This window comes from Sphingobium cloacae (assembly GCF_002355855.1).
Taxonomy (GTDB): Bacteria; Pseudomonadota; Alphaproteobacteria; order Sphingomonadales; family Sphingomonadaceae; genus Sphingobium; species Sphingobium cloacae.
This window is the reverse complement of the sequence record NZ_AP017655.1, coordinates 3,286,592-3,307,214: the sequence shown is the minus strand read 5'-3', so window position 1 is coordinate 3,307,214 and position 20,623 is coordinate 3,286,592. Positions and strand designations below refer to the sequence as shown.

The 20,623-nt window shown below is 66.2% G+C and carries 21 protein-coding genes and 1 other RNA gene; 9 read left to right on the top strand and 13 right to left on the bottom strand.

The genetic code is table 11. The annotated features are described in order from the left end of the window. Position 1: 1 nt before the first annotated feature. The 3 genes from SCLO_RS16220 to SCLO_RS16210 are packed head-to-tail and all read left to right on the top strand — an operon-like array spanning position 2 to position 5,089. The gene (locus SCLO_RS16220; RefSeq protein WP_066521134.1) at positions 2 to 619 is read left to right on the top strand and encodes a MotA/TolQ/ExbB proton channel family protein; all 618 of its coding nucleotides are present in this window, start codon (positions 2 to 4) and stop codon (positions 617 to 619) included. After that, positions 619 to 999 carry a DUF2149 domain-containing protein gene (locus tag SCLO_RS16215; protein WP_066521132.1) on the top strand — a complete coding sequence of 127 codons (381 nt, stop codon included), beginning with the start codon at positions 619 to 621 and terminating at the stop codon, positions 997 to 999. The genes SCLO_RS16220 and SCLO_RS16215 overlap by 1 nt, the downstream gene beginning before the upstream one ends. Next, entirely contained in the window at positions 977 to 5,089 is a 4,113-nt protein-coding gene (locus SCLO_RS16210) for a cobaltochelatase subunit CobN (protein WP_066521130.1), read from the top strand. The genes SCLO_RS16215 and SCLO_RS16210 overlap by 23 nt, the downstream gene beginning before the upstream one ends. Positions 5,090 to 5,180: 91 nt before the next feature. Here SCLO_RS16210 and SCLO_RS16205 read toward each other — a convergent pair whose 3' ends face one another. The 8 genes from SCLO_RS16205 to ffh form a co-directional block, all read right to left on the bottom strand. Then, complete coding sequence (locus tag SCLO_RS16205) at positions 5,181 to 5,867, bottom strand: energy-coupling factor ABC transporter permease (protein WP_066521122.1); 687 nt, start codon at positions 5,865 to 5,867, stop codon at positions 5,181 to 5,183. Positions 5,868 to 6,056: 189 nt separating this feature from the next. Beyond that, positions 6,057 to 7,100 carry a COX15/CtaA family protein gene (locus SCLO_RS16200; RefSeq protein ID WP_066521120.1) on the bottom strand — a complete coding sequence of 348 codons (1,044 nt, stop codon included), beginning with the start codon at positions 7,098 to 7,100 and terminating at the stop codon, positions 6,057 to 6,059. A 357-nt stretch (positions 7,101 to 7,457) separates the two neighbouring features. Next, a complete protein-coding gene (rplS, locus tag SCLO_RS16195) occupies positions 7,458 to 7,826 on the bottom strand; it encodes a 50S ribosomal protein L19 (protein ID WP_066521118.1) in 369 nt (122 codons plus the stop codon). 5 nt (positions 7,827 to 7,831) lie between these two features. Beyond that, positions 7,832 to 8,569, bottom strand: a complete 738-nt coding sequence (gene trmD, locus SCLO_RS16190) for a tRNA (guanosine(37)-N1)-methyltransferase TrmD (RefSeq protein ID WP_066521115.1) — start codon at positions 8,567 to 8,569, stop codon at positions 7,832 to 7,834. After that, positions 8,566 to 8,841, bottom strand: coding sequence for a hypothetical protein (locus SCLO_RS16185; RefSeq protein WP_096362175.1), 276 nt, complete (start codon positions 8,839 to 8,841; stop codon positions 8,566 to 8,568). Before SCLO_RS16185 ends, trmD begins: the two co-directional genes overlap by 4 nt. A 10-nt stretch (positions 8,842 to 8,851) precedes the next feature. Continuing rightward, positions 8,852 to 9,346 carry a ribosome maturation factor RimM gene (rimM, locus tag SCLO_RS16180; protein WP_066519346.1) on the bottom strand — a complete coding sequence of 165 codons (495 nt, stop codon included), beginning with the start codon at positions 9,344 to 9,346 and terminating at the stop codon, positions 8,852 to 8,854. A gap of 5 nt (positions 9,347 to 9,351) precedes the next feature. Beyond that, positions 9,352 to 9,810, bottom strand: a complete 459-nt coding sequence (rpsP, locus tag SCLO_RS16175; RefSeq protein WP_066519348.1) for a 30S ribosomal protein S16 — start codon at positions 9,808 to 9,810, stop codon at positions 9,352 to 9,354. A gap of 47 nt (positions 9,811 to 9,857) precedes the next feature. Further along, positions 9,858 to 11,330 carry a signal recognition particle protein gene (gene ffh / locus SCLO_RS16170; protein ID WP_066519351.1) on the bottom strand — a complete coding sequence of 491 codons (1,473 nt, stop codon included), beginning with the start codon at positions 11,328 to 11,330 and terminating at the stop codon, positions 9,858 to 9,860. 278 nt (positions 11,331 to 11,608) lie between these two features. On the opposite strand from ffh, the gene SCLO_RS16165 reads away from it, so the two are divergent. From SCLO_RS16165 to ispZ, 5 genes are read left to right on the top strand one after another with little or no spacing between them, the layout of a single operon-like run. Beyond that, a complete protein-coding gene (locus tag SCLO_RS16165; protein ID WP_066519352.1) occupies positions 11,609 to 13,006 on the top strand; it encodes an amino acid permease in 1,398 nt (465 codons plus the stop codon). A 48-nt stretch (positions 13,007 to 13,054) separates the two neighbouring features. Further along, positions 13,055 to 13,861, top strand: a complete 807-nt coding sequence (gene dapF / locus SCLO_RS16160; RefSeq protein ID WP_174521974.1) for a diaminopimelate epimerase — start codon at positions 13,055 to 13,057, stop codon at positions 13,859 to 13,861. Further along, positions 13,858 to 15,102, top strand: coding sequence for a tRNA (N(6)-L-threonylcarbamoyladenosine(37)-C(2))-methylthiotransferase MtaB (gene mtaB / locus SCLO_RS16155; protein ID WP_066519354.1), 1,245 nt, complete (start codon positions 13,858 to 13,860; stop codon positions 15,100 to 15,102). The genes dapF and mtaB overlap by 4 nt, the downstream gene beginning before the upstream one ends. Continuing rightward, positions 15,095 to 16,033: a signal recognition particle-docking protein FtsY gene (ftsY, locus tag SCLO_RS16150; protein WP_066519355.1), complete on the top strand. Its 939-nt coding sequence runs from the start codon at positions 15,095 to 15,097 to the stop codon at positions 16,031 to 16,033. Before mtaB ends, ftsY begins: the two co-directional genes overlap by 8 nt. Before the next feature lie 31 nt (positions 16,034 to 16,064). Beyond that, positions 16,065 to 16,724 (top strand): septation protein IspZ, encoded by a 660-nt coding sequence (gene ispZ, locus SCLO_RS16145; RefSeq protein ID WP_066519357.1) that lies wholly within the window; start codon positions 16,065 to 16,067, stop codon positions 16,722 to 16,724. A 4-nt stretch (positions 16,725 to 16,728) separates the two neighbouring features. Here the strand turns inward: ispZ and SCLO_RS16140 are convergent, their stop codons facing one another. Next, on the bottom strand, positions 16,729 to 17,448 hold the full coding sequence (locus tag SCLO_RS16140) for a GGDEF domain-containing protein (RefSeq protein WP_083949133.1): 720 nt from the start codon (positions 17,446 to 17,448) through the stop codon (positions 16,729 to 16,731). Between the two features lie 253 nt (positions 17,449 to 17,701). On the opposite strand from SCLO_RS16140, the gene SCLO_RS16135 reads away from it, so the two are divergent. Beyond that, positions 17,702 to 18,316 carry a superoxide dismutase gene (locus tag SCLO_RS16135; RefSeq protein WP_066519363.1) on the top strand — a complete coding sequence of 205 codons (615 nt, stop codon included), beginning with the start codon at positions 17,702 to 17,704 and terminating at the stop codon, positions 18,314 to 18,316. Between the two features lie 164 nt (positions 18,317 to 18,480). Here SCLO_RS16135 and SCLO_RS16130 read toward each other — a convergent pair whose 3' ends face one another. From SCLO_RS16130 to SCLO_RS16115, 4 genes are all read right to left on the bottom strand, one after another. Then, positions 18,481 to 18,825: a hypothetical protein gene (locus SCLO_RS16130; protein ID WP_066519368.1), complete on the bottom strand. Its 345-nt coding sequence runs from the start codon at positions 18,823 to 18,825 to the stop codon at positions 18,481 to 18,483. Then, positions 18,798 to 19,346 (bottom strand): J domain-containing protein, encoded by a 549-nt coding sequence (locus SCLO_RS16125; protein ID WP_066519369.1) that lies wholly within the window; start codon positions 19,344 to 19,346, stop codon positions 18,798 to 18,800. The genes SCLO_RS16130 and SCLO_RS16125 overlap by 28 nt, the downstream gene beginning before the upstream one ends. A gap of 57 nt (positions 19,347 to 19,403) precedes the next feature. Next, positions 19,404 to 19,816, bottom strand: an RNA gene (rnpB, locus tag SCLO_RS16120) — RNase P RNA component class A. Between the two features lie 29 nt (positions 19,817 to 19,845). Beyond that, positions 19,846 to 20,544 carry an N-acetylmuramoyl-L-alanine amidase gene (locus SCLO_RS16115; RefSeq protein ID WP_066519370.1) on the bottom strand — a complete coding sequence of 233 codons (699 nt, stop codon included), beginning with the start codon at positions 20,542 to 20,544 and terminating at the stop codon, positions 19,846 to 19,848. Between the last annotated feature and the right edge of the window lie 79 nt (positions 20,545 to 20,623).

Here is a 20,623-nt window from a genome sequence, read left to right as displayed (position 1 = left end):
CATGGACATTCTCGAAAACGGGCTGTTCGCGCTGGGGCAGGTGCTGCGCCTGCCGGTCGTCCTGATGCTGTGGCTGTGCGTCGCGCTCATGTTCTACTATGTCGGCCGCTATCTGGTGGAAGCGGTCGCCCGCCGCCGCGAGCGCGCCGGTTTCGACCTCAAGCGCTGGCTCCAGCAGGGCCGCGTGCTGGACGAGGGGGCCGACCCCGCGCGCGAGGCCGCGCTGCCCGTGCATCTGGCGAAGCTGCTCGCCGCGATCCGCGCGCTGGACCGGACGCAGGCGCTGCATCATGGCGGGCTGGAGAATGTCGTCGCCGAGGCGGAGGAGCGGCTGCGGCACAGCCTGGACGGCCCCCGCGCGCTGGTGAAGCTGGGGCCGAGCCTCGGCCTGATCGGCACGCTGATCCCGATGGGCAGTTCGCTCGCCGCCATGGCGGGCGGCAATCTGGGCGCGATGGCGGGCCAGATGGTCGTCGCCTTCACCAGCACCATCATCGGCCTCGCCACCGGCACCGTCGCCTATGGGCTGGTAGTGCTGCGGCAGGGCTGGGTCAGCGCCTCGATCCGCGAGCAGCGCTACCTGGCCGAGGTCGTCGTGGCCGAGATGGAGGGGCGCTGATGGGCCGGTTCATCAAGCTCGCGCCGCCGGACGAACCGGCGGAGGAAGATCCGCTGGCGGGCGTCGCCAACCTGTTCGACGCCTCGATCGTCTTCATCGTCGGCCTCATGATCACGCTGTTCTCGGTCTACAATATGGGCGACCTGATGAGCGGCGAGGGCGAGATGACGATGGTCAGGACCGACGCCAGCGGGCAGCAGGAGATCGTCGTCAGGAAGGGGCAGGTCATCAAGGCCTACAAGCTGTCGGGCGCCACAGGCACCGGCAATGGCGAGCGGCTGGGCGCGGCCTACCGGCTCGCCAACGGCCAGATCATCTATGTGCCCGAAACCGACCAGAAGAACGGCGACCCCACCCATGCGCCTGTTCCGGCTCCTTAGCGCGCTGTTCCTTGCGCTGGCGCTGATGCCGGCGGCGGCGCGGGCGGAAGAGCCGCGCCCGATCCGGCTGTCTTACGTTTTTTCGGACGGCAATATTCCCGGCACGCTCGCCGCCTATCGCAAGCTGATCGAGGCGCGGCCGGACCTCAAGGGGCGGATCGAGCTTCAGTTTCTCGCCGAATCGACCTTCGACGAGACCGACCCGGCGAGGATCGCGGCGAGCGACGTGCTGGTCTATGACGTGATGAACGAGCAGTTGCTGCGCCGCTTCGACAGCGAGAAGAAGACCGACCTTATCGCCACGGTGAAGGCGCGGGGCACCGTGCTGGGCGTGGGCCAGGGGTTGCAGGGCCCGGACGCCTACAGGCAGCAGGGCATCCAGTGGGACGAACAGGCCCGCGCCTATTGGGAGCATGGCGGCCCGCAGAACCAGCGCGCCCTGATGGAACTGGCGCTGACCAAAGCGGGCGTCACGGGCTTCACCCTGCCCGCGCCGCAGCCCTCGCTCGATTTCGGCTATTATTATCCCGACGGCGAGAATGGCCGCGTCTTCGCGGACTGGGACGCATTCCAGACATGGCGGGCGGCAAACGGGAAGCTGAAGCCCGGCGCGCCGCGCATCGCCATCGGCTTCTTCAAGGCCACTTATTATACGGGCGACACCCGCCTGCTCAACGCGCTGGTCGCCGAGGTGGAGAAGCAGGGCGCCGAGGCCGTTCCCGTCTTCGGCTATCCCGGCGCGGTCGCCTTCCACAAGCTGATCGGCACGGGGAAGGATGCGCGCGCCGATGCCGGGCTGGGCCTGTTCTTCCAGTTCAACGACACCCAGTCGTCGAAGCTGCTGGAACAGGTCGGCATTCCGGTCATCAACCTCATCACGCTTTACGGCCGCAGCGAGCAGGAGTGGCGTTCCTCCCCCCAGGGCCTGTCCGCCTTCGAAGGCACGTTCAACCTGGCCGGGCCGGAACTGGCGGGCACCGTCGCGCCGACGGTGGTGGGCACCAAGGAGAAGATCGCCGATCCGCTGACGGGGCTGAATTCGGTCATCACCAGCCCGATCCCGTCGCGCGTCTCCATGGCCGTCAGCCGCGCGCTGCGCTATGCCGAACTGGCGCGCAAGCCCAATGGCGAGAAGCGCATCGCGATCCTCTATTATAATTTTCCGCCCGGAAAGGCCGGGATCGCGGCCAGCTACCTCAACGTCGCCGAATCCATCGCCACCATCCTGAAGCGGATGAAGGCGGAGGGCTATGATGTCGGGGACAGGCTGCCCTCGCCCGACGAGGTGCTGGCCGAGATCACCACCAAGGCGCGCAATGTCGGCGGTGATGCGCCCGGAGAGCTGGAGGAGATGCTCGCGCTCGGACAGGCGGAGCGGGTTTCCGTGACGGACTATCGCCGCTGGCTCGATGCGCTGGCGCCGCCGCTGCGCGACAAGATCGTCAAGGATTGGGGACAGCCGGAGGACAACCGGCTGATGACCGAGCGCAAGGACGGGCAGACCTATTATGTCATCCCGCTGGTGCGTTACGGCAAGGTCATATTGACGCCGCAGCCGTCGCGCGCCTGGGGCGAGGACCTGGAAAAACTGTATCACGCCAAGGACCTGGCGCCGCATCACCAATATGTCGCGGGCTATGCATGGCTGCGCAACGGTTTCAAGGCCGACGCGGTCGTCCATGTCGGCACGCACGGCACGCTGGAATGGCTGGACGGGCGCGACGCCGGGCTGGGCGAGGAGGACGCGCCCGACGCGCTGATCGCCGACCTGCCCGATGCCTATATCTACAATGTCGATGTCGTCGGCGAAGGGCTGGTGGCGCGCCGCCGCGGCATGGCCACGCTGATCGACCATATGGTGCCGCCCTTCGTCGCGGGGGGACTGACCGAGGATCTGGCGAAGCTGGGCGAACTGATCGACGACCACAGCCAGAATGAAACCAAGAATCCCGAGCTTGCCGCCGCCTATGCGAAACAGGCGCGGGAGGCGGCGGGCCGGATGGGCATCGCCAAGGATCTGGGGCTCGATCCCGCGAAACCGTGGACGGACGAGCAACTGCATCAGGTGGAGGATTATCTGCTTGAGCTGAAAGGCCAGACGATCCCCTATGGCCTGCACGCCTTCGGCCGTGTGCCGGAGCCCGATGCGGTGACGAGCACGGTGGACGCGATCGTCAGCGTCGATCGTTCCGGCCTGCCGGACCGGCGCGAGGTCTTGGCGCAAGAGATGAGGCAGCGCATCCTGCTGTCCGGTCCGCGCGAACTGGACGGGCTGATGACCGCGCTGGGCGGCCGGTTCGTGCCCGCGGGCATGGGCGGCGAGCCGATCCGCAATCCGGACGCCTATCCCACCGGCGCCAATTTCTACGGCATCGACCCGGACAAGATTCCCAAGCCCGCAGCATGGGACATGGGCACCCGGATGGCCGAGCAGATGTTGCAGGATTTCAAACGCAGGCATGGCCGCTATCCCGCCAAGGTCTCCTTCGTCATCTGGGGCGACGAGACGATGCGCCATGAAGGCGTGCTGGAATCCCAGATATTCTACCTGCTCGGCACCAAGCCGGTGTGGGACGAGCGCGGCAAGGTGACGGGCGTGGAGGTAGTGCCGCGCGAACAACTCGGTCGCCCCCGTGTCGACATCGTGATCGCCTCGGCGTCGGAGGGCCTGTTCGGCAACCTCACCCGCCTGATGGACGAGGCGGTCCAGAAGGTGAAGGCGCTGGACGAGGCGGACAATCAGGTCCGGCAGCATTATCTCGCCACCCGCTCCGCGCTGATCGCGAAGGGCGTGGACGCGAAGGAAGCGGACAAGATGGCGGGCGTGCGCATCTTCGACGAGCCGCCCGGCAATTATAATCTGAACACCTCCGCCATCATCGGCAAGAGCGGGTCGTGGGATGACGAGGCGGGCTTCGCGAACGACTATATCCGCAAGATGGGCCATGGCTTCGGCAACGGCTATTGGGGCCAGCCCATGCCGGACGTGTTCCGCATGGCGCTGTCGGGGACCGACACGGTGGTCCATTCCAACTCGACGGCCCTTTATGGCGCGCTCGATAATGACGACATGTTCATGTATATGGGCGGGCTTGCCGCCGCCGTGCGCAATGTGGACGGCACGACGCCCGAAACGATGGTCGCCGACAGCCGCGATCCGGGCCGCCCGGCCATGCGGAGCCTCGACGAGTTCATCGGCCGCGAGTTCCGGTCGCGCTATGTCAATCCGACATGGATCAGGGGGATGCAGAAGGAAGGCTATGCCGGGGCCGGAGCCATGCGCGAATTCATCGAATATCTCTGGGGCTGGGACGCCACCGTCACCGATGCGGTGGACGACGCCATGTGGCAGCACACCTACGAAACCTATGTCGAGGACAGGCAGAAGCTCGGCATGAAGCAGTTTTTCGAGAGCAAGTCGCCCTTCGCCTATCAGGACATCACCGCCCGGATGATCGAGACCATCCGCAAGGATTATTGGAAGGCGGATGCAAAGACGCGCGGCCGGCTGGTCCGCGAATATCTGGACAGCGTCGCCGCGCATGGCGTGAACTGCACCGATGTGTCCTGCGGCAATGGCAGGCTGCTGCGCTATGTGATGGAGCAGGCGGCGAGCCAGGGCGTGCCCGCTCCGCTGATCGCGAAGGCCCGTGCCGCCATGGAAAAGGCGATGGGCCGCTCCATCGAATCGGCAGCGGCGGAGCTGGAGGCGTTCGCCCGGCGCAACGATGCGCGCGAGAAGGCCGAGCGCGACGGGGGCCGCAAGGTGGCGGCGGCGCCCGCGGCCCGGCAAGGCGGAGCCGCGCAGGCCGGATCAGCACAGGCCCCGTCACGGGCGCGGGTCCGGGCGGAAAGAACGCCGCCCCCCTCCCCCGCGCCCCCGCGCACCGGGCAGGACCGCAAGGCGCCTGAAGCCCTCAAGGGACAGGTCATGCGGGAAGAGGACCGCTCGTCGAAGACGCCGCCCGCGCCCAGGGCACTGCCGCCGGCGCTGGCGCCCGTGGATGTGATCTGGCCCGCCATCCTGTTCGCCCTGCTTCTGGGCGGCTGGCGCTGGCGGGAAAGGGCCCGGCCGTCCGAACCGGCATAGGCAGGAAGGGCTGGCGGTTTGACGGCCAGCCCTCCTCGGGCGATGATCGCGAAGCCGGGCCTTGCGGCGGATCGCGCCGCCGCTCCGCCCGTCAGCTGACAGGGTGATGAAGCCGGTTGTAGAAAAGCGGATGGCCGGTCGTCATCGGGTCGAAAAGCTTCGCCAAGGCCAGCATGGCCATGGTCACGACCGGTTCGACGATGATGACGACGAGATAATTCGCCATGAACACGCCGATCTGGTGCATATTTTCGGCCCCAAAACCCTGACCGTAGAGGCCCCAGAACGCGACGAGCAGGATAATGCCGCCCTGATAGGCGGCGGCCAGCGCCAGCGCCTGCCAGAGGCGCAGCCCGACATAGGGGGCATGGGCGGGAACCAGCTTTCGAACCAGCCGCGTGACGATGTAGAGCGGCACCACGAGCGTGGTCACGTTCATGAAATATTGCGGCAGATCCTGCGGCTGGAACAGCAGGCCCTGCACCAGCAGGCCCAGCGCCAGCCCGATCGCGGCCGGACCGCCGCCGAAAATGAGGTAGAGCGTGGCCCCGAAGATGAAATGCACTTCGGAAATGCCGCTCGCATAATGCGGGAGAATCTGGAAGAAAAAGAGCACCAGAAGGGTGGTGGCGATACTGCGCAGCACCAGCGCCCTCGAACCGCCGTCCAGCCTGATCGTATCGCGCGCCATGCCGACGGCCAAAGCGGCGGACCCCGCCGCCGTGGCATAGCTCAAGGCGATCTTGGCGCCTTCGACGACACCCGGTTGAATATGCATGGCGCACCTCCGTCCCCAGCCATAATATCCCATGGAACAGCATTATCCGCGACATGTCTTTGTCACAGATCAAAATGACGGGGAGGCGCAAAGGCGGGTTTTGACCGACGGCGTGCAGCCGTGGCCCAGGCGTTCAATCCGAATAGCGGACGCACCGCGATACAAGCTCCCCTGGGGGAACCGATAGGCTTATGCCCGGCGCTGGCCGATGGCGTGCGCCCCCCATGTGGCGGACGCCACCACGAGCGCGCCCACCGCCTGGTGCAGCACGGCAAGCGTCAGGTCTATGCCGCTCAGGACGGTGGCGATGCCGAGGACGATCTGCGTTCCCACCGCTGCGTTGATGGCCACGGAAGGAGCGCGGCGGCCCGCCTGCTTCGCCTTGCGCGCCAGCATGACAAGCGCCAGAGCCGCGATCCACGCCCACCAGCGATGGATGAAGTGGACCAGATAGGGATCGCTGGAAATCGTCGCCCAGGCGGAGCCCGCCCATGCGATCCCCTCCGGAACGAAATGATCGTTCATCAGCGGCCATGTGCTGGACACATAGCCCGCGTCCAGCCCGGCGGTGAACGCGCCGAAGAGAAGCTGCACGAACAGGATGAGCAGCGCCAGCAGCGCGAAGGGGCGCAAGACGGCGGGCCGGGCGCGGCTGTAGCGGGAGAGCGCGAGAAGGTCGAGCGCAGTCCATATCAACGCGCCCATGATGAGGAGCGCGGTCAGCAGGTGGACGGCGAGGCGGTAATGACTGACATCGGTACGGACCGACAGGCCCGATGTCACCATCCACCAGCCGATGAAGCCTTGCAGGCCGCCCAGCGCGAGCAGGGCCACCAGCCGCCAGCCATAGCCTTGCGGGATCGCCCGCTTCGCCGCGAACCAGATCAGCGGCACGGCGAAGGCGATGCCGATCAGACGGCCGAGCAGGCGGTGCACCCACTCCCAGAAGAAGATGAACTGGAAGTCGGAAAGGGTCATGCCCTGCCGAAGCTGCTGATATTCGGGAATCTGCTGGTAGAGGCGGAAGGCCTCCATCCATTGATCGTGGGTCAGCGGAGGAATGGCGCCGGTGATCGGCTTCCATTGGGTGATCGACAGGCCCGATTCGGTGAGGCGGGTGATGCCGCCGACCACGACCATGCAGAAGACCAGCACCGCCACCATCAACAGCCAGCGGGCGATGGAGGCAGGACGCGCGCCAGGCGCGGCGGAACGGAAAGCGGTCGCGGTCATGGGCGGGGTTCATGCGCCCAAGGCAGGCGGGATTCAAGAGGGCGCGGCGGGGCAGAATGTCCTATCGGGCCATCATGGCCCGGCTTTGGGCAGGTTCCAGACATCCACGCCGGTTCGCCCTGGGCGAAGTCGAAGCCCGTCCTGAGAGCCTGCCTTGGCAGGCAATCGAAGGGGGTTCGCCTGAGCTTGGCGAAGGCGTAAACACCTCACTTCGTTCGGTGGACAGCTTCGACTTCGCTCAGCCCGAACGAATGAAGGGGTGTCCGCAAATGGCCGAAAACCGCCCAACGAAAACAGGCGGCGCTCCGGGAGCGCCGCCTGTTCATGTTCACGGCATCGCGAACCGCGCGTCGGGGATCAATCCTCGGTGCGGACGTCGCGGCGCTCGGCGATGCGGGCGCGCTTGCCGGTGCGGCCGCGCAGATAATAGAGCTTCGCGCGACGCACGACGCCACGGCGGACCACCGTGATCGAATCGATGTTGGGCGAATAGAGCGGGAACACACGCTCCACGCCTTCGCCGAACGAAATCTTGCGAACGGTGAAGTTGGAACCCATGCCCTTGTTCGAGCGGGCGATGCACACGCCTTCATAATTCTGGACGCGGCTGCGGTCGCCTTCGACGACCTTCACGCCGACGCGCAGCGTGTCGCCCGGACGGAATTCCGGAATATCCCTGGCGAGGGCCGCGATGTTCTCGGCCTCGATCTGCTGGATCAAGTTCATTTAACTCAGTCCTTACTTTCGCGTTGCGCGCCAGAGGGCGGCTGGTCCCGAACGCCGATATGGCGTTCCCAAAGGTCCGGCCGCCTTAGCCGTGTGTCATCCTCCGCCCTTTGTTTCCGCCAGGCGGCGATCTTCGCATGATCCCCCGATCGCAACACTTCAGGGATCGTGCGCCCTTCCCACAAAGCGGGCCGGGTATAGTGCGGATATTCGAGGAGGCCGCTTTCGAAGCTTTCCTCGTCTCCGCTGGAAGCCGCGCCCATTACACCGGGAAGCAGCCGGACGCAAGCGTCGAGCAGCATCAGCGCGCCCATCTCCCCGCCCGACAATATGATGTCGCCCATGGAGAGCTGTTCGACGGCACGGGTTTCGAAAATCCGCTCGTCGAAACCCTCGAAACGGCCGCAGAGAAGGGTGGCCCCCGGCCCTGCCGCGAGTTGCCTCACCCGCTTCTGCGTCACCGGCGCGCCGCGCGGCGTCATGGCGATGACGGGGAGGTCGGGGCGCTTTTCCAGTGCGTGATCCACGGCCCTGGCGAGAATGTCGACGCGCAGCACCATGCCCGCGCCGCCGCCCGCCGGCGTGTCGTCCACGGTGCGGTGCCTGTCGGTCGCGAAGTCGCGGATGTGGATGGGATCGCAGGCCCACTTCCCCTCCGCCAGCGCCCGTCCGGCGAGCGAATGGCCGAGGGGACCCGGAAACATCTCCGGATAGAGGGTGAGGATCTGGGCGGTGAAGCTCATCGCCTCTGCGCCCTCATGCAGCAGCGCAGGCCGATGCCCGCGAAACAGGCGGCTCCGCCGACACCCAGCGCCATCCAGCCGATGGCGCGCGCCAGATCGTCGAAGCCCTGCGGCGGGCGGAGCACGGTCGGCAGGATGAAGAAGGCCGGGGCGATGCTCACGACGGCCAGCAGGGCGAGGAGGCGCAGCGCCCAGTGCCAGCGCAGCCCCCAGAGCGCCCAGCCGATGCCGACCAGCGCCAGCGGATAGAGGAGGACGAGGAATGTCTGCATGGCGGCCGGCTCAGGCCGCGAAGGCCGCTTCGATCACGGCGCGGCCATCGGCCAGCGTGACGGCGTGCATCGGGGCCATGAAGCGTTTGCCGCCCTTCCCATCGATGCCGGGGCGCTCGACCTCGATGATGTCGCCCGCGCCGAAATTCTCGACCGCGACGAGATTGCCCAAGGCTTCCCCTTCGCTGGAGAAGCAGGGCAGGCCAATGAGGTCGGCATGATAATATTCGCCCTCGCCCAGTTCGGGCAGGGCGGAACGCGGAACGGTGAGTTCCGTGCCGCGCAGGGATTCGGCCAGGCCGCGGTCGCCGACCTCGGCGAAGCGCGCCACCGCGCCATTGGGGCCGGGGCGCACCGACTTGAGCGTCAGCGTGCGCCCGGCCGCATCGAAGCTCCGGTAGCTTTTGAGCGTGTCCACGCCCTCGCCGAAGAGCTTCAGGCGGACTTCGCCCGTCACGCCATGCGCGCCGATGATGACGGCGAGGGTGACGGGCTGGTCGGTCAAAGGGCTCAGCCCTCGGCCTGCTCTTCAGCGGGCGCTTCGGGAGCGGCTTCGGGGGTCGCTTCGTCCAGCGCTTCCGTGACGACTTCCACGGTCTCGGCTTCGGCTTCCTTCGCGGCCTCGACGGCGGCGGCGGCCTTCTCGGCGCGCTCTTCGGCGCGGTCCTTGGCCTTCTGGCCCGGCTCGGCCTTCTTCGGGTTGTTGCGGGTGGCGCGTTCCTTCACGCCCGCGGCGTCGAGGAAACGGGCCACGCGGTCGGTCGGCTGCGCGCCGGCGGCGACCCAGTGCTTCGCGCGCTCGACGTCGAGGACGACGCGCTTCTCGTCGCCCTTGGGCAGGACGGGGTTGTAGCTGCCGATGCGCTCGATGAACTTGCCGTCACGCGGGGCGCGGCTGTCGGCCACGACGATACGGTAATAGGGACGCTTCTTGGAGCCGCCGCGCGAAAGACGAATGGACGTTGCCATGTTTAACCAACCTTACCTTTCTGACTTATATAATCTGTTGAAAACGCTTATTTCTTCATGAAATTCTGAAAACCGGGCGGGAGTTTCGGCATATTGCCTCCCAGACCACCAAGCCCGGAGAGATCGGGCGCGCCCGCCCCTTCGGGACCGCCCGCGCCACCCAGCATGCCGCCAAGCCCGCCGCCGCCGAACATCTTGGCCAGCCCTTTGAGGCCGCCCATCTTGCGGATCTTCTTCATCGCCGTTTCCATTTCCTGATGCATTTTCAGGAGGCGGTTGACTTCCTGCACGGTGGTGCCGGAACCCTTGGCGATGCGGATCTTGCGCTTGGCGTTGATGAGGGCGGGCTTCTCCCGCTCCCTGGGCGTCATGGAGCCGATCATGGCGTCCAGGTGCAGCAGCGTCTTGTCGTTCGCACCACTGTTCGCCATCGCAGCCTGCGCCTTCTTGAGGCCGGGGATCATGCCCGCCAGCGCGCCAAGGCCGCCCATGCGGCGCATCTGGCCAAGCTGGGCGCGCAGGTCGTTCATGTCGAACTGACCCTTGGCCATTTTCTTCGCGAGTTTGTCGGCTTCCTCGGCGTCGATGGTTTCGGCGGCCTTTTCGACCAGTGAGACCACATCGCCCATGCCCAGGATGCGCTGCGCCACGCGCTGCGGATGGAAAGGCTCGATGGCGTCGAGCTTTTCGCCGGTGCCCGCGAACTTGATCGGGCGGCCGGTGACGGCGCGCATCGAAAGCGCCGCGCCGCCGCGCGCATCGCCGTCCATGCGGGTCAGCACCACGCCGGTCAGCGGCACCTGCGCCGTGAAGCTGGTCGCGACATTCACCGCGTCCTGCCCCGTCAGCGAGTCGACCACCAGCAGGATTTCCGCCGGGTCGGAGGCATCGGCCACCGCCTTCATCTCGTCCATCAGCGCCTGATCGACGTGGAGGCGGCCCGCGGTGTCGAGCATCACCACGTCGAAGCCTTGCAGCTTCGCGGACTGGAGCGCGCGCTTCGCGATCTCGACCGGCTGCTGGCCCGGCACGATGGGGAGCGTCGCCACATCGGCCTGCTGGCCCAGCACGGCGAGCTGCTCCTGCGCGGCGGGGCGCTGGACGTCGAGGGACGCCATCAGCACCTTCTTGCGCTCCTTGTCCTTGAGGCGCTTGGCGATCTTGGCGGTGGAGGTGGTCTTGCCGGACCCCTGAAGGCCGACCATCATGATGACGGCGGGCGGGGTCACGTCGATGAGGAGTTCGGAGGTTTCCGCGCCCAGCGTCTCGGTCAGCGTGTCGGAGACGATCTTGACGACCATCTGCCCCGGCGTGACCGAACGCAGCACGTCGCTGCCGACCGCCCGCTCCGTCGCCTGATCGACGAACTGGCGCACGACCGGAAGGGCGACGTCGGCTTCGAGAAGGGCGATTCGCACCTCGCGCATCGCGGCGCGGACATCGTCCTCCGTCAGCGCACCGCGCCCACGCAGCTTGTCGAATACCCCGCCCAGACGATCGCTTAGCGAATCGAACATCATCACCTCGATTGGGGCGAAAGCCCCGGAAAACCATGCATCCCTGCCAAACGACAAAATCGCCGGCGGGCGAAACCTCGCCGGCCAGCGTCCATCCGGTACCCCCTTCGGGCGCCATGGATTTGTCAGGGTATCCGGCGGCAAGCCGCCCGATCTGCGAGCGGCCTTTAGCGCAAGCCCGCCCGAAGCGCAACCCGGGCGGCTCGATCCACGGCTATCGCTTGCACCCGCCCCTGCTTTGCGTTAGCTACATCCTTTCATGCACAGGGAAGGCTGCAAGGATGAGCTGGACGCGCCGCAAGCCGATGGAAGCGATGATGCCGCAGGAAGCGGGGCATCGCATGGCGCGGACGCTGTCCTGGCCGCATCTTCTGGCGCTGGGCGTGGGTGCGATCGTCGGCACGGGGATATTGACGCTGATCGGCGTGGGGGCGGACCGGGCGGGTCCGGCGGTGCTCGTCTCCTTCGCCATAGCAGGCGCGATCTGCGCCTGCGCGGCGCTCGCCTATGCGGAGCTTTCCACGATGATGCCCGCGGCGGGGAGCGCATACAGTTATTCCTATGTGGTGCTGGGCGAAGGCATCGCGTGGATCGTGGGATGGAGCCTGATCCTGGAATATTCGCTGGTGGTGTCGACGGTGGCGGTGGGCTGGTCGGGCTATGCCGCGCCATTGCTGACGGCGGTGGGGTTTCCCGAACTGCTCACCCAGGGGCCTGAACTGGGCGGCCTCATCAACCTGCCCGCCATCTTCATCATCGCGGTGGTGGCGGGACTGCTGTCGCTGGGGACGCATGAAAGCGCGCGGCTGAACAGCCTGCTGGTGCTGGTGAAGATCGCGACGCTGAGCCTGTTCGTCGCGGTCGCCCTGCCCGCCTTCGACGCGCAGAATCTGGAACCGTTCATGCCTTTCGGCTTCGCCAAGCATATGGGGCCGGACGGGGTGGAGCGCGGCGTGATGGCGGCGGCGGCGATCATCTTCTTCGCCTTTTACGGCTTCGACGCCATCTCGACCGCCGCCGAAGAGGCCAAGCGGCCGGAGCGCGACCTTGCCATCGGCATCGTCGGGTCGCTGATCGTGTGCACGCTGATCTATGTGCTGGTCGCGGCGGCGGCCATCGGGGCGATGCCCTTCACCCGCTTCGCCGACAGCCCGGAGCCGCTGGCGCTCATCCTGCGCGAAATGGGACAGGGGCAAGTGGCGCGCATCGTCGCCATCGCCGCCGTGATCGCGCTTCCGACCGTGCTGCTGGGATTCCTCTATGGGCAGAGCCGCATCTTCCTCGTCATGGCGCGGGACGGGTTCCTGCCGCAAAGCCTCGCCCGTATCTCGGCACGGGGGACGCCCGCGCGGATCACGGCGGTGACGGCGGTGCTGGTCGCGATCCTCGCGGGGCTGCTGCCCATCGACGAGATCGCGGCGCTCGCCAATGCGGGGACGCTGATCGCCTTTACCGCCGTGGGCGCCTGCCTCCTGGTCCTGCGCCGCCGCAGCCCGGACATGAAGCGCCCCTTCCGCGCGCCGCTGGGCTCGCTGGTGGGCGGCGGGGCCGTGGCGGGCTGCGCCTATCTGTTCGTCAGCCTGCCGATGAAAACCATGCTGGCCTGCCTGGCGTGGAATGCGGTCGGGCTGATCGTCTATTTCCTCTATGGGCAGAAGCGGGCACGGGTGGCGCAATAGCGATGCGCCCACTGGCCTTTTGCCCGCATCCGCACTAGATGAGCGCCCATCATGGGACGCTTTTCGAAGATGCATGGGCTGGGGAACGACTTTGTCGTGATCGACGCGCGCGAGGACGCGGTCGGGATGACCGCCGCCCGGGCTCATGCCATTGCCGACCGGCATGGAGGGATCGGCTGCGATCAGCTGATCCTCATCGGTCCATCGGAGCGGGCCGATGTGTCGATGCGCATCTTCAACGCGGACGGGAGCGAGGTGGAGGCATGCGGCAATGCGACCCGCTGCGTGCCGCTGTTCGTGGGCCGCGACGTGACGATCGAGACCAAGGCGGGCCTGCTCGACGCCAAGGGCGTGGAGGGTGGCGCGAGCGTCGACATGGGCATGCCGCGCTTCGACTGGAACGCGATCCCGCTGGCCTATGCCATGGACACGCTCTCCATGCAGGCAAGCTGGGAGGACCTGCCCGCGCCCGCCGCCGTCAATGTCGGCAATCCGCATGTCATCTTCTTCTGCGACGATCTGGACGCGGTGGACATCCCCCGGCTCGGCCCGGTCATCGAGACCGATCCGCTCTTTCCCCAGCGGGTGAACGTCAATTTCGCGGAGGTCGTGAGCGACCATCATCTGCGCCTGATCGTCTGGGAACGCGGCGCGGGGCTGACGCGCGCCTGCGGCACGGGAGCCTGCGCCACCGCCGTGGCCGCGATCCGGCGCAAGCTGATGACCGGCCCGGTGACGGTCAGCCTGCCGGGCGGCGATCTGGTGATCGACTGGACGCCCGGCGGCACGATCCGCATGACGGGCCCCGCCACCCATGTGTTCGATGGCGAGGCCGACTGGTCGCGCTTTGGATGAGCGGGCCTGAGATCATCACGCTGGGTTGCCGCCTCAACATCGCGGAGAGCGAGGCGATCCGGGAAATGACGGCGGGGCAGGACGATCTTGTCGTCATCAATAGCTGCGCGGTGACGGCGGAAGCCGTGCGGCAGGCCCGGCAGGCGATCCGGCGCGCGCGGCGGGAGCGGCCCGATGCGCGGATCATGGTGACGGGATGCGCGGCGCAGACCGAGCCTGCGACTTTTTCCGCGATGCCGGAAGTCGATGCGGTGCTGGGCAATCGGGAGAAGATGGAGGCGCGCTCCTATCTCTCCACGGCGGAGCCCACCGTCTCCGACATCATGGCGGTGCGCGACACCGCGCCGCATATGGCGAGCGCCTTTGCCGAACATGCGCGCGCTTTCCTGGAAGTGCAGAATGGCTGCGACCATCGTTGCACCTTCTGCATCATCCCCTATGGCCGGGGGAACAGCCGATCGGTCCCGGCGGGCGCGGTGATCGACAAGGCGAGGCAACTGGTGGACGCGGGCTATCGCGAGATCGTGCTCACCGGCGTCGACGTCACCAGCTATGGTCCCGACCTGCCGGGCAGCCCCTCGCTCGGCCTGCTGATCGAGCGCCTGTTGAAGGGCGTGCCGGATTTGCCCCGCCTGCGCCTCTCCTCGCTCGACAGCGTGGAGATCGACGAGCGGCTCTTCGACCTCATCGCCCATGAGCCGCGCCTGATGCCGCATCTGCACCTGTCGCTGCAATCGGGCGACGACATGATATTGAAGCGGATGAAACGCCGCCATGCCCGCGCCGACGCGATCCGCATCGTCGATCGGCTGAAAAGCGCCCGTCCGGACATCAGCATCGGCGCGGACATCATCGCGGGTTTCCCGACCGAGGACGAGGCGATGTTCGACAACAGCCTGCGCCTGATCGCGGAGTGCCGGATCGTCCACGGCCACATCTTCCCCTATTCGCCGCGCGCGGGCACGCCCGCCGCGCGGATGCCGCAGGTGGACCGCGCCACGATCAGGGACCGCGCCGCCCGCCTGCGCGACGCCTGCGCCGGGGAGCGCACGCGCTGGCTGCAAAGCCTGATCGGTTCCACCCAATCCGTGCTGGTGGAGCGCAACGGCATCAGCGGCCATGCGGAAAATTTCGCGCCGGTCCGCTTCGCAACGGCTCAGCCCCCCTCCTCCATCGTCCGGGCCGTCATCACGGGGCTTGAGAAGGGCGCGCTGATCGCGCAAGAGGCGCAGGATGACTGAACCCGGCAATAGCTGGCGCGACCGCCTGTTCGGCGGGCTCAAGCGCACATCCGACAAGCTCGGCGAGAACCTGACCGGCCTTTTCACCAAGGCCGCGCTGGACGAGCAGACGCTGGACGAGATCGAGGAGGCGCTGATCGTCAGCGACCTTGGCCCTGCCATGGCCGCGCGGGTGCGCGATCGCCTGTCGGAAGGGCGCTATAATCGCGAACTCACGGAAGAATATCTGCGCGAGATCATCGCGGAAGAGATCGAGAAGGTGCTGGCCCCGGTTGCCCGCCCGCTGGAGATCGAAGCCTTTCCGCGCCCGCAGGTGATCCTGGTCATCGGCGTCAACGGATCGGGCAAGACCACCACCATCGCCAAGCTCGCCAACCTGCTCCTGGAGCAGGATTATGGCGTGATGCTGGCGGCGGGCGATACTTTCCGCGCGGCGGCGATCGGGCAACTCAAGGTCTGGGCGGAACGGCTGGGCATCCCCATCGTCGCGGGCAAGGAAGGCGGCGACGCGGCGGGCATCGTCTTCGACGCGGTGAAGCAGGCGACGGCGACCGGCATCGACGTGCTGATCGTGGACACGGCGGGGCGGCTCCAGAACAAGGCCGAGCTGATGGACGAACTGGCGAAGATCCGCCGAGTGCTTGGGCGGTTGAACCCGGCGGCGCCGCACGACGTGGTGCTGGTGCTGGACGCTACCACGGGGCAGAATGCGCTGAGCCAGATCGAGGTGTTCAAGGAAGTCGCGCAGGTGACGGGCCTGGTCATGACCAAGCTGGACGGCACGGCGCGCGGCGGCGTCCTGGTCGCGGCGGCGGAGAAATACCGCCTGCCCATCCATGCCATCGGCGTGGGCGAGAAGATCGAGGATTTGCGGCCCTTCGACCCCACCGACATGGCGAAGGCTATCGCGGGGACGGCATATGCGCGGTAATGGAATGATTTGCTCCTGCGGAGGCATATAGATGGCTGAAACCCGACCCGCGCCCAAACCGGCCCATAACGGCGCGCTCAGCCTGATGCTCGATTTCGGGCCGTTGCTGGTCTTCTTCCTCACCTACAAGGGCGCGGGATGGCTTTGGGGCGCGAACAATCCGGTCACCGCCATGACGTTCAGCACCGCCGCCTTCATGGCCGCCATCGTGATCGCGGTCATCGTGTCGAAGGTGAAGCTGGGCCGCGTGTCGCCGATGCTGTGGCTGTCGGCGCTGCTGATCCTCTTTTTCGGCGGGCTCACCATCTATTTCCACGACCAGCGGTTCATCCAGATCAAGCCGACCATCATCTACGCCTTCTTCGCGCTGATGCTGTTCGCGGGGCTGATGCGGGGGAAGGCGCTGCTCAAATATCTGTTGCAGGCGGCCTATGACGGGCTGACCGAAGAAGGCTGGCTCAAGCTGTCGCGCAACTGGGCGCTCTTCTTCGTCGGCATGGCCGTGGCGAACGAAGTCATGCGCCGGTCGATGAGCTTCGATGCTTGGCTGGCGGTCAAGGTGTGGGGCGTCACCATCGTGTCGGTGGTCTTTGCCGCCGCCAATATCCCGATGCTGATGCGCCATGGCCTCGACATCGGCGACAAGCTGGACAGCGACGAGATCGGCGAGACCACGCCGCCTCAAGGGTAAGGCGTCAGGCCGCCAATATGACCTGATTGCGGCCCTTGCGCTTCGCTTCATACAAAGCGATGTCGGCCATGCGCAGGCAGTCGCGAAGCGCCGCCCGCTCGCCGATGCGGACCATGCCGATGGAGACGGTCATGGCGATGGGACCGCCCTCAAGATCGACGAGCGGCGTTTCCTCCACACGGTAGCGCAGGCGTTCGGCGATATTCGCTGCCAGATCCTGCGTCGCCTGGGGCAGATAGATGCCGAATTCCTCGCCGCCCAGCCGCCCGACGATATCCTCTGCCCTAAGCGTCCCGCGCAGGAGCGCGGCCATCGCCTGAAGCGCGCGATCCCCGGCCTCATGCCCGTAGCGATCGTTGATCGACTTGAAATGATCCACGTCCAGCATCAGCAGCCAGCCCATGCCGCCCGCGCCTTGCCGCTTTTCCATCCGGCGGAAGAAACCGCCGCGATTGAGGACGCCCGTCAGCGAATCCGATTCCGCCGCGCGTTTCAGCATCTCATGCGCCCGAGACAGTTCGTCATGCAGCCGGGTCAGCCGCTCGCTTTGCAGGACCAGCCTGCGCGAGACGAGATAGGAGCCGATGGCAGGGCAGAAAAAGGCGAAGGCCCAATAAGCGGGCGGGATGCCCAATCCCGGAACGCGCGACATGATCGCGAGCGGCAGGATCGTCATCGCGACGGAGAACAGTACCGAGAGCGCTATCTTCTGTGCCGGAGACATGGGAGCGGCATAGGATGGGATGGTTTACGCGGGGTAAATCCGCCGCGCCCGGCCGAAACCCGCAGCGCAACGCCATCCGCCTGATCGACCAATCTAGCCGACCGTTCCGCCCCTGTCACATGGATATTTCCGTGGCCGCTGACAGCAAAAATCGTCTTTCCCATGCTTCTTTCCCTGCTAGGGGAGGGATCGGAGCCTTCGGACGCGCCAGCCGTTATGTGGCCGTCCACCCAAAAAACCGAGGAGAAAAACCATGGCCTTTATCCTGCCCGACCTGCCCTATGCCAAGGATGCGTTCGGCGACATCCTGTCGGCCGAAACCTTCGACTATCATCATGGCAAGCATCACAATGCCTATGTCGTGAAGGCGAACGAGCTGGTCGCCGCCGATCCTGCCTTGCAGGGCAAGTCGCTGGTCGAACTCATCAAGTCGTCCAAGGGCGGCCTGTTCAACCAGGTCGGCCAGATCTGGAACCACACATTCTACTGGCAGTCGCTTTCGCCGACGAAGACCGCGCCGGAAGGCAAGCTGCTCGACCTCATCAACGAGGCGTTCGGTTCGGTCGACGCGCTGGTCGAAAAGCTGAAGGCGGAGGCCGTGGGCCATTTCGCCAGCGGCTGGGCCGCGCTGATCCTGAAGGACGGCAAGCTGGAAGTGACCAGCTATCACGACGCCGACACGCCGGTCGCGCATGACGGCCATGCGCCGCTGCTGATCCTCGATGTGTGGGAACATGCCTATTATATCGACTATCGCAACGCGCGCCCCAACTATGCCGACCGCGTGCTCAAGGAAGCGATCAACTGGGACTTCGCGGCCCAGAATCTGGACGGCAAGGGCGTGAGCCGCGCCGACCAGCCGGGCTGATCCCGATCCGCCCGCCGTTGTGGGACGGCGGCGGGCGGACCGTTTTTTCTGATATCGCCGCGCTCCCGCACGGACAGGGAGACATAACCGGCGGCTCCGCTTTCAGCCCGGATCGAACGACGACACCGGGCTCCTCTCCCCACAGGGGCATGAAGCCAGCCTTTTCAGGCAGGCGCTTCCTCTTCCGCCGCCAGATGCAGTTCCCGCGCCAGATCGTCCGGATCCGCGCCGGGCCGCACCAGCAGCCAATCACGGCTGTGCGCGCCATCGACCACCGTCACCGCCCCTTTGGGACAGATGCCGAGGCAATTGACCTCCACGATGCCGGCGGCGGCCTTGCGTCCCTTCTTCAGTTTCAGATGGCGGCGCAGCGCCTTCGCCAGACGCTCATCCCCATCGGGGCCGAAGCCGCCGTCCAGCTTCTTCGAACATTTGCGGCAGATCAGAACCGCGTTCGACCAGTTCGACCGCACATGGCCCTTCAATCCGCGCGCTCCCGTGGCTTCCAAGTGCGGCGTTCCTCGGCGGTGCGCAGCACCTCATAGGCCGCCTGGATGGTCTGGAAGCGGATGGCGGCATGGGTGTCGCCGGGCTTCACGTCGGGATGATTCTCCTTCGCCAGCCTGCGCCAGCTTTTCTTCACCGCTTCGAAATCAGCGTCGTCCTCCAGCTCCAGCGCCTTGAGGGCATTGCGTTCGTCGCGCGAGCGGCTGCCGTCGCCGGGACCGCCCCAGCCATGATAGGCGCTCGACTGATAGCCGTTCGCCTCGCGCTGTTCGTCCCGCTCGCGCCGTTCCCGCTCTTCCTGGTCGAGACCCTGAAAATAGTCCCAGTTGCGATTATATTCCCCCGCATGATCCGCGCAGAAATACCAGCGCTCCCGGCTGTTGGGCGATTTTGGCGCGGGGCAGTCGCCGGGCCGGTCGCAGCCATGCCGGTCGCACAGCCGCACCGCCTGCGCTTCACGCGATGCGCCGTAGCTGCGCCAGCGGGGAAACCCCCAGTCATTCGATCGCCCGTTCCGTGCCATGTCACCAAATTAGGAAAGCGGAGCGGCAAACGCCACCCCGGATGAGGTCAAAATCAAAATGCCAGAGGGCCTGTAAGCCGGGTTCTGTCCACTCCGCCAACCCGAAGATGGGCGGAGATGGGCGACCATTCCTCTAGGGGACGGATTGCTCCGTCCCTCAAGCAACCAACCCGGGCGGTCTCGGCCGAAACATGCCTAGCGGCCAAGCCGCGCGCCGCCCCTATTCGGTCTTGCTCCCGGTGGGGTTTACCGTGCCGCCTTCCGTTGCCGGAGACGCGGTGCGCTCTTACCGCACCCTTTCAATTTCGCGTGGCCGAAGCCCCAATGTCCGAAGACAAAAACGCGACCTGCTTTCTGTTGCACTGTCCCTTGGATCACTCCAGCCGGCCGTTAGCCGGCACCGTCATTTCGTGGAGCCCGGACTTTCCTCGCCCCCGCTTGCGCGAAGCCGCGGCCGCCCGGCCCTCTGGCATCGGCGCCTATACAGACTTCCAGCGGCTCAGTCATCCCCCATCGGCTTGGGCAGCAGCAGCGCCAGCAGGATAGCACGGCATTCCCCATCGATGATCCCGTCGATCAGTTCGGGACGGAAGCGCCGCTGGAAGGCGACCACCGCCGCTTGCGGATCGGCGATGTCGTATCCGAACCGCTCCAGCGCCAGCATGAAGCCGCCATCCGACCAATGCGGGTCCATCAGGTTCCTGGTCGGGCGCGGCAGGGCCAGACGCAGCCGGGCAAGCTGGCCCCAGGGGAAAAGTTCGCCGGGGTCCTGCTTGCGCGCGGGGGCGATGTCGCTGTGGCCGACGATGTTGCCGCGGGTGATCTTCCGGCGCTGCACGATGTCGTGGATCAGCGGGATGAGCGCGCTCATCTGCGTTTCCGGGAAAGGACGGTATCCCCATTCATGGCCGGGATTGACGATTTCGATGCCGATGCTGGCGGAATTGACATCGTCGATCCCGCGCCAATGGGATCGGCCCGCATGCCAGGCGCGCTTTTCCTCATCCACCATGCGGATGATCTGCCCGTCCTCGGTCACGACATAATGGGCCGAGACCTTCGAATCCGGATTGGCGAGCCAGTTGATCGCGCTCGCCGCATCCGGCATCCCCGTATAGTGCAGCACCAGCAGCGAGATGGGCAGGCTGCGCTCGTCGAAATTGGGCGAGGGCGTGTCGATCATCGGAATGTCTGTCATCGGGAAAGGCCAGTCACCACAGCTTCTCGATCATCGCGCCCTTTCCGGCCCGCTTCGCATGAAGCGGCGTTCGGGAGGA

Coding starts and splice junctions, on each gene's coding strand:
- SCLO_RS16115 (WP_066519370.1), bottom strand. CDS start 20,544: ATGACAGACATTCCGATGATCGACACGCCCTCGCCCAATTTCGACGAG.
- SCLO_RS16200 (WP_066521120.1), bottom strand. CDS start 7,100: ATGACCGCGACCGCTTTCCGTTCCGCCGCGCCTGGCGCGCGTCCTGCC.
- ftsY (WP_066519355.1), top strand. CDS start 15,095: ATGACTGAACCCGGCAATAGCTGGCGCGACCGCCTGTTCGGCGGGCTC.
- SCLO_RS16185 (WP_096362175.1), bottom strand. CDS start 8,841: ATGCAGACATTCCTCGTCCTCCTCTATCCGCTGGCGCTGGTCGGCATC.
- SCLO_RS16135 (WP_066519363.1), top strand. CDS start 17,702: ATGGCCTTTATCCTGCCCGACCTGCCCTATGCCAAGGATGCGTTCGGC.
- SCLO_RS16165 (WP_066519352.1), top strand. CDS start 11,609: ATGAGCTGGACGCGCCGCAAGCCGATGGAAGCGATGATGCCGCAGGAA.
- SCLO_RS16210 (WP_066521130.1), top strand. CDS start 977: ATGCGCCTGTTCCGGCTCCTTAGCGCGCTGTTCCTTGCGCTGGCGCTG.
- SCLO_RS16205 (WP_066521122.1), bottom strand. CDS start 5,867: ATGCATATTCAACCGGGTGTCGTCGAAGGCGCCAAGATCGCCTTGAGC.
- ispZ (WP_066519357.1), top strand. CDS start 16,065: ATGGCTGAAACCCGACCCGCGCCCAAACCGGCCCATAACGGCGCGCTC.
- ffh (WP_066519351.1), bottom strand. CDS start 11,330: ATGATGTTCGATTCGCTAAGCGATCGTCTGGGCGGGGTATTCGACAAG.
- SCLO_RS16215 (WP_066521132.1), top strand. CDS start 619: ATGGGCCGGTTCATCAAGCTCGCGCCGCCGGACGAACCGGCGGAGGAA.
- SCLO_RS16220 (WP_066521134.1), top strand. CDS start 2: ATGGACATTCTCGAAAACGGGCTGTTCGCGCTGGGGCAGGTGCTGCGC.
- rplS (WP_066521118.1), bottom strand. CDS start 7,826: ATGAACTTGATCCAGCAGATCGAGGCCGAGAACATCGCGGCCCTCGCC.
- mtaB (WP_066519354.1), top strand. CDS start 13,858: ATGAGCGGGCCTGAGATCATCACGCTGGGTTGCCGCCTCAACATCGCG.
- SCLO_RS16125 (WP_066519369.1), bottom strand. CDS start 19,346: ATGGCACGGAACGGGCGATCGAATGACTGGGGGTTTCCCCGCTGGCGC.
- trmD (WP_066521115.1), bottom strand. CDS start 8,569: ATGAGCTTCACCGCCCAGATCCTCACCCTCTATCCGGAGATGTTTCCG.
- SCLO_RS16140 (WP_083949133.1), bottom strand. CDS start 17,448: ATGTCTCCGGCACAGAAGATAGCGCTCTCGGTACTGTTCTCCGTCGCG.
- rpsP (WP_066519348.1), bottom strand. CDS start 9,810: ATGGCAACGTCCATTCGTCTTTCGCGCGGCGGCTCCAAGAAGCGTCCC.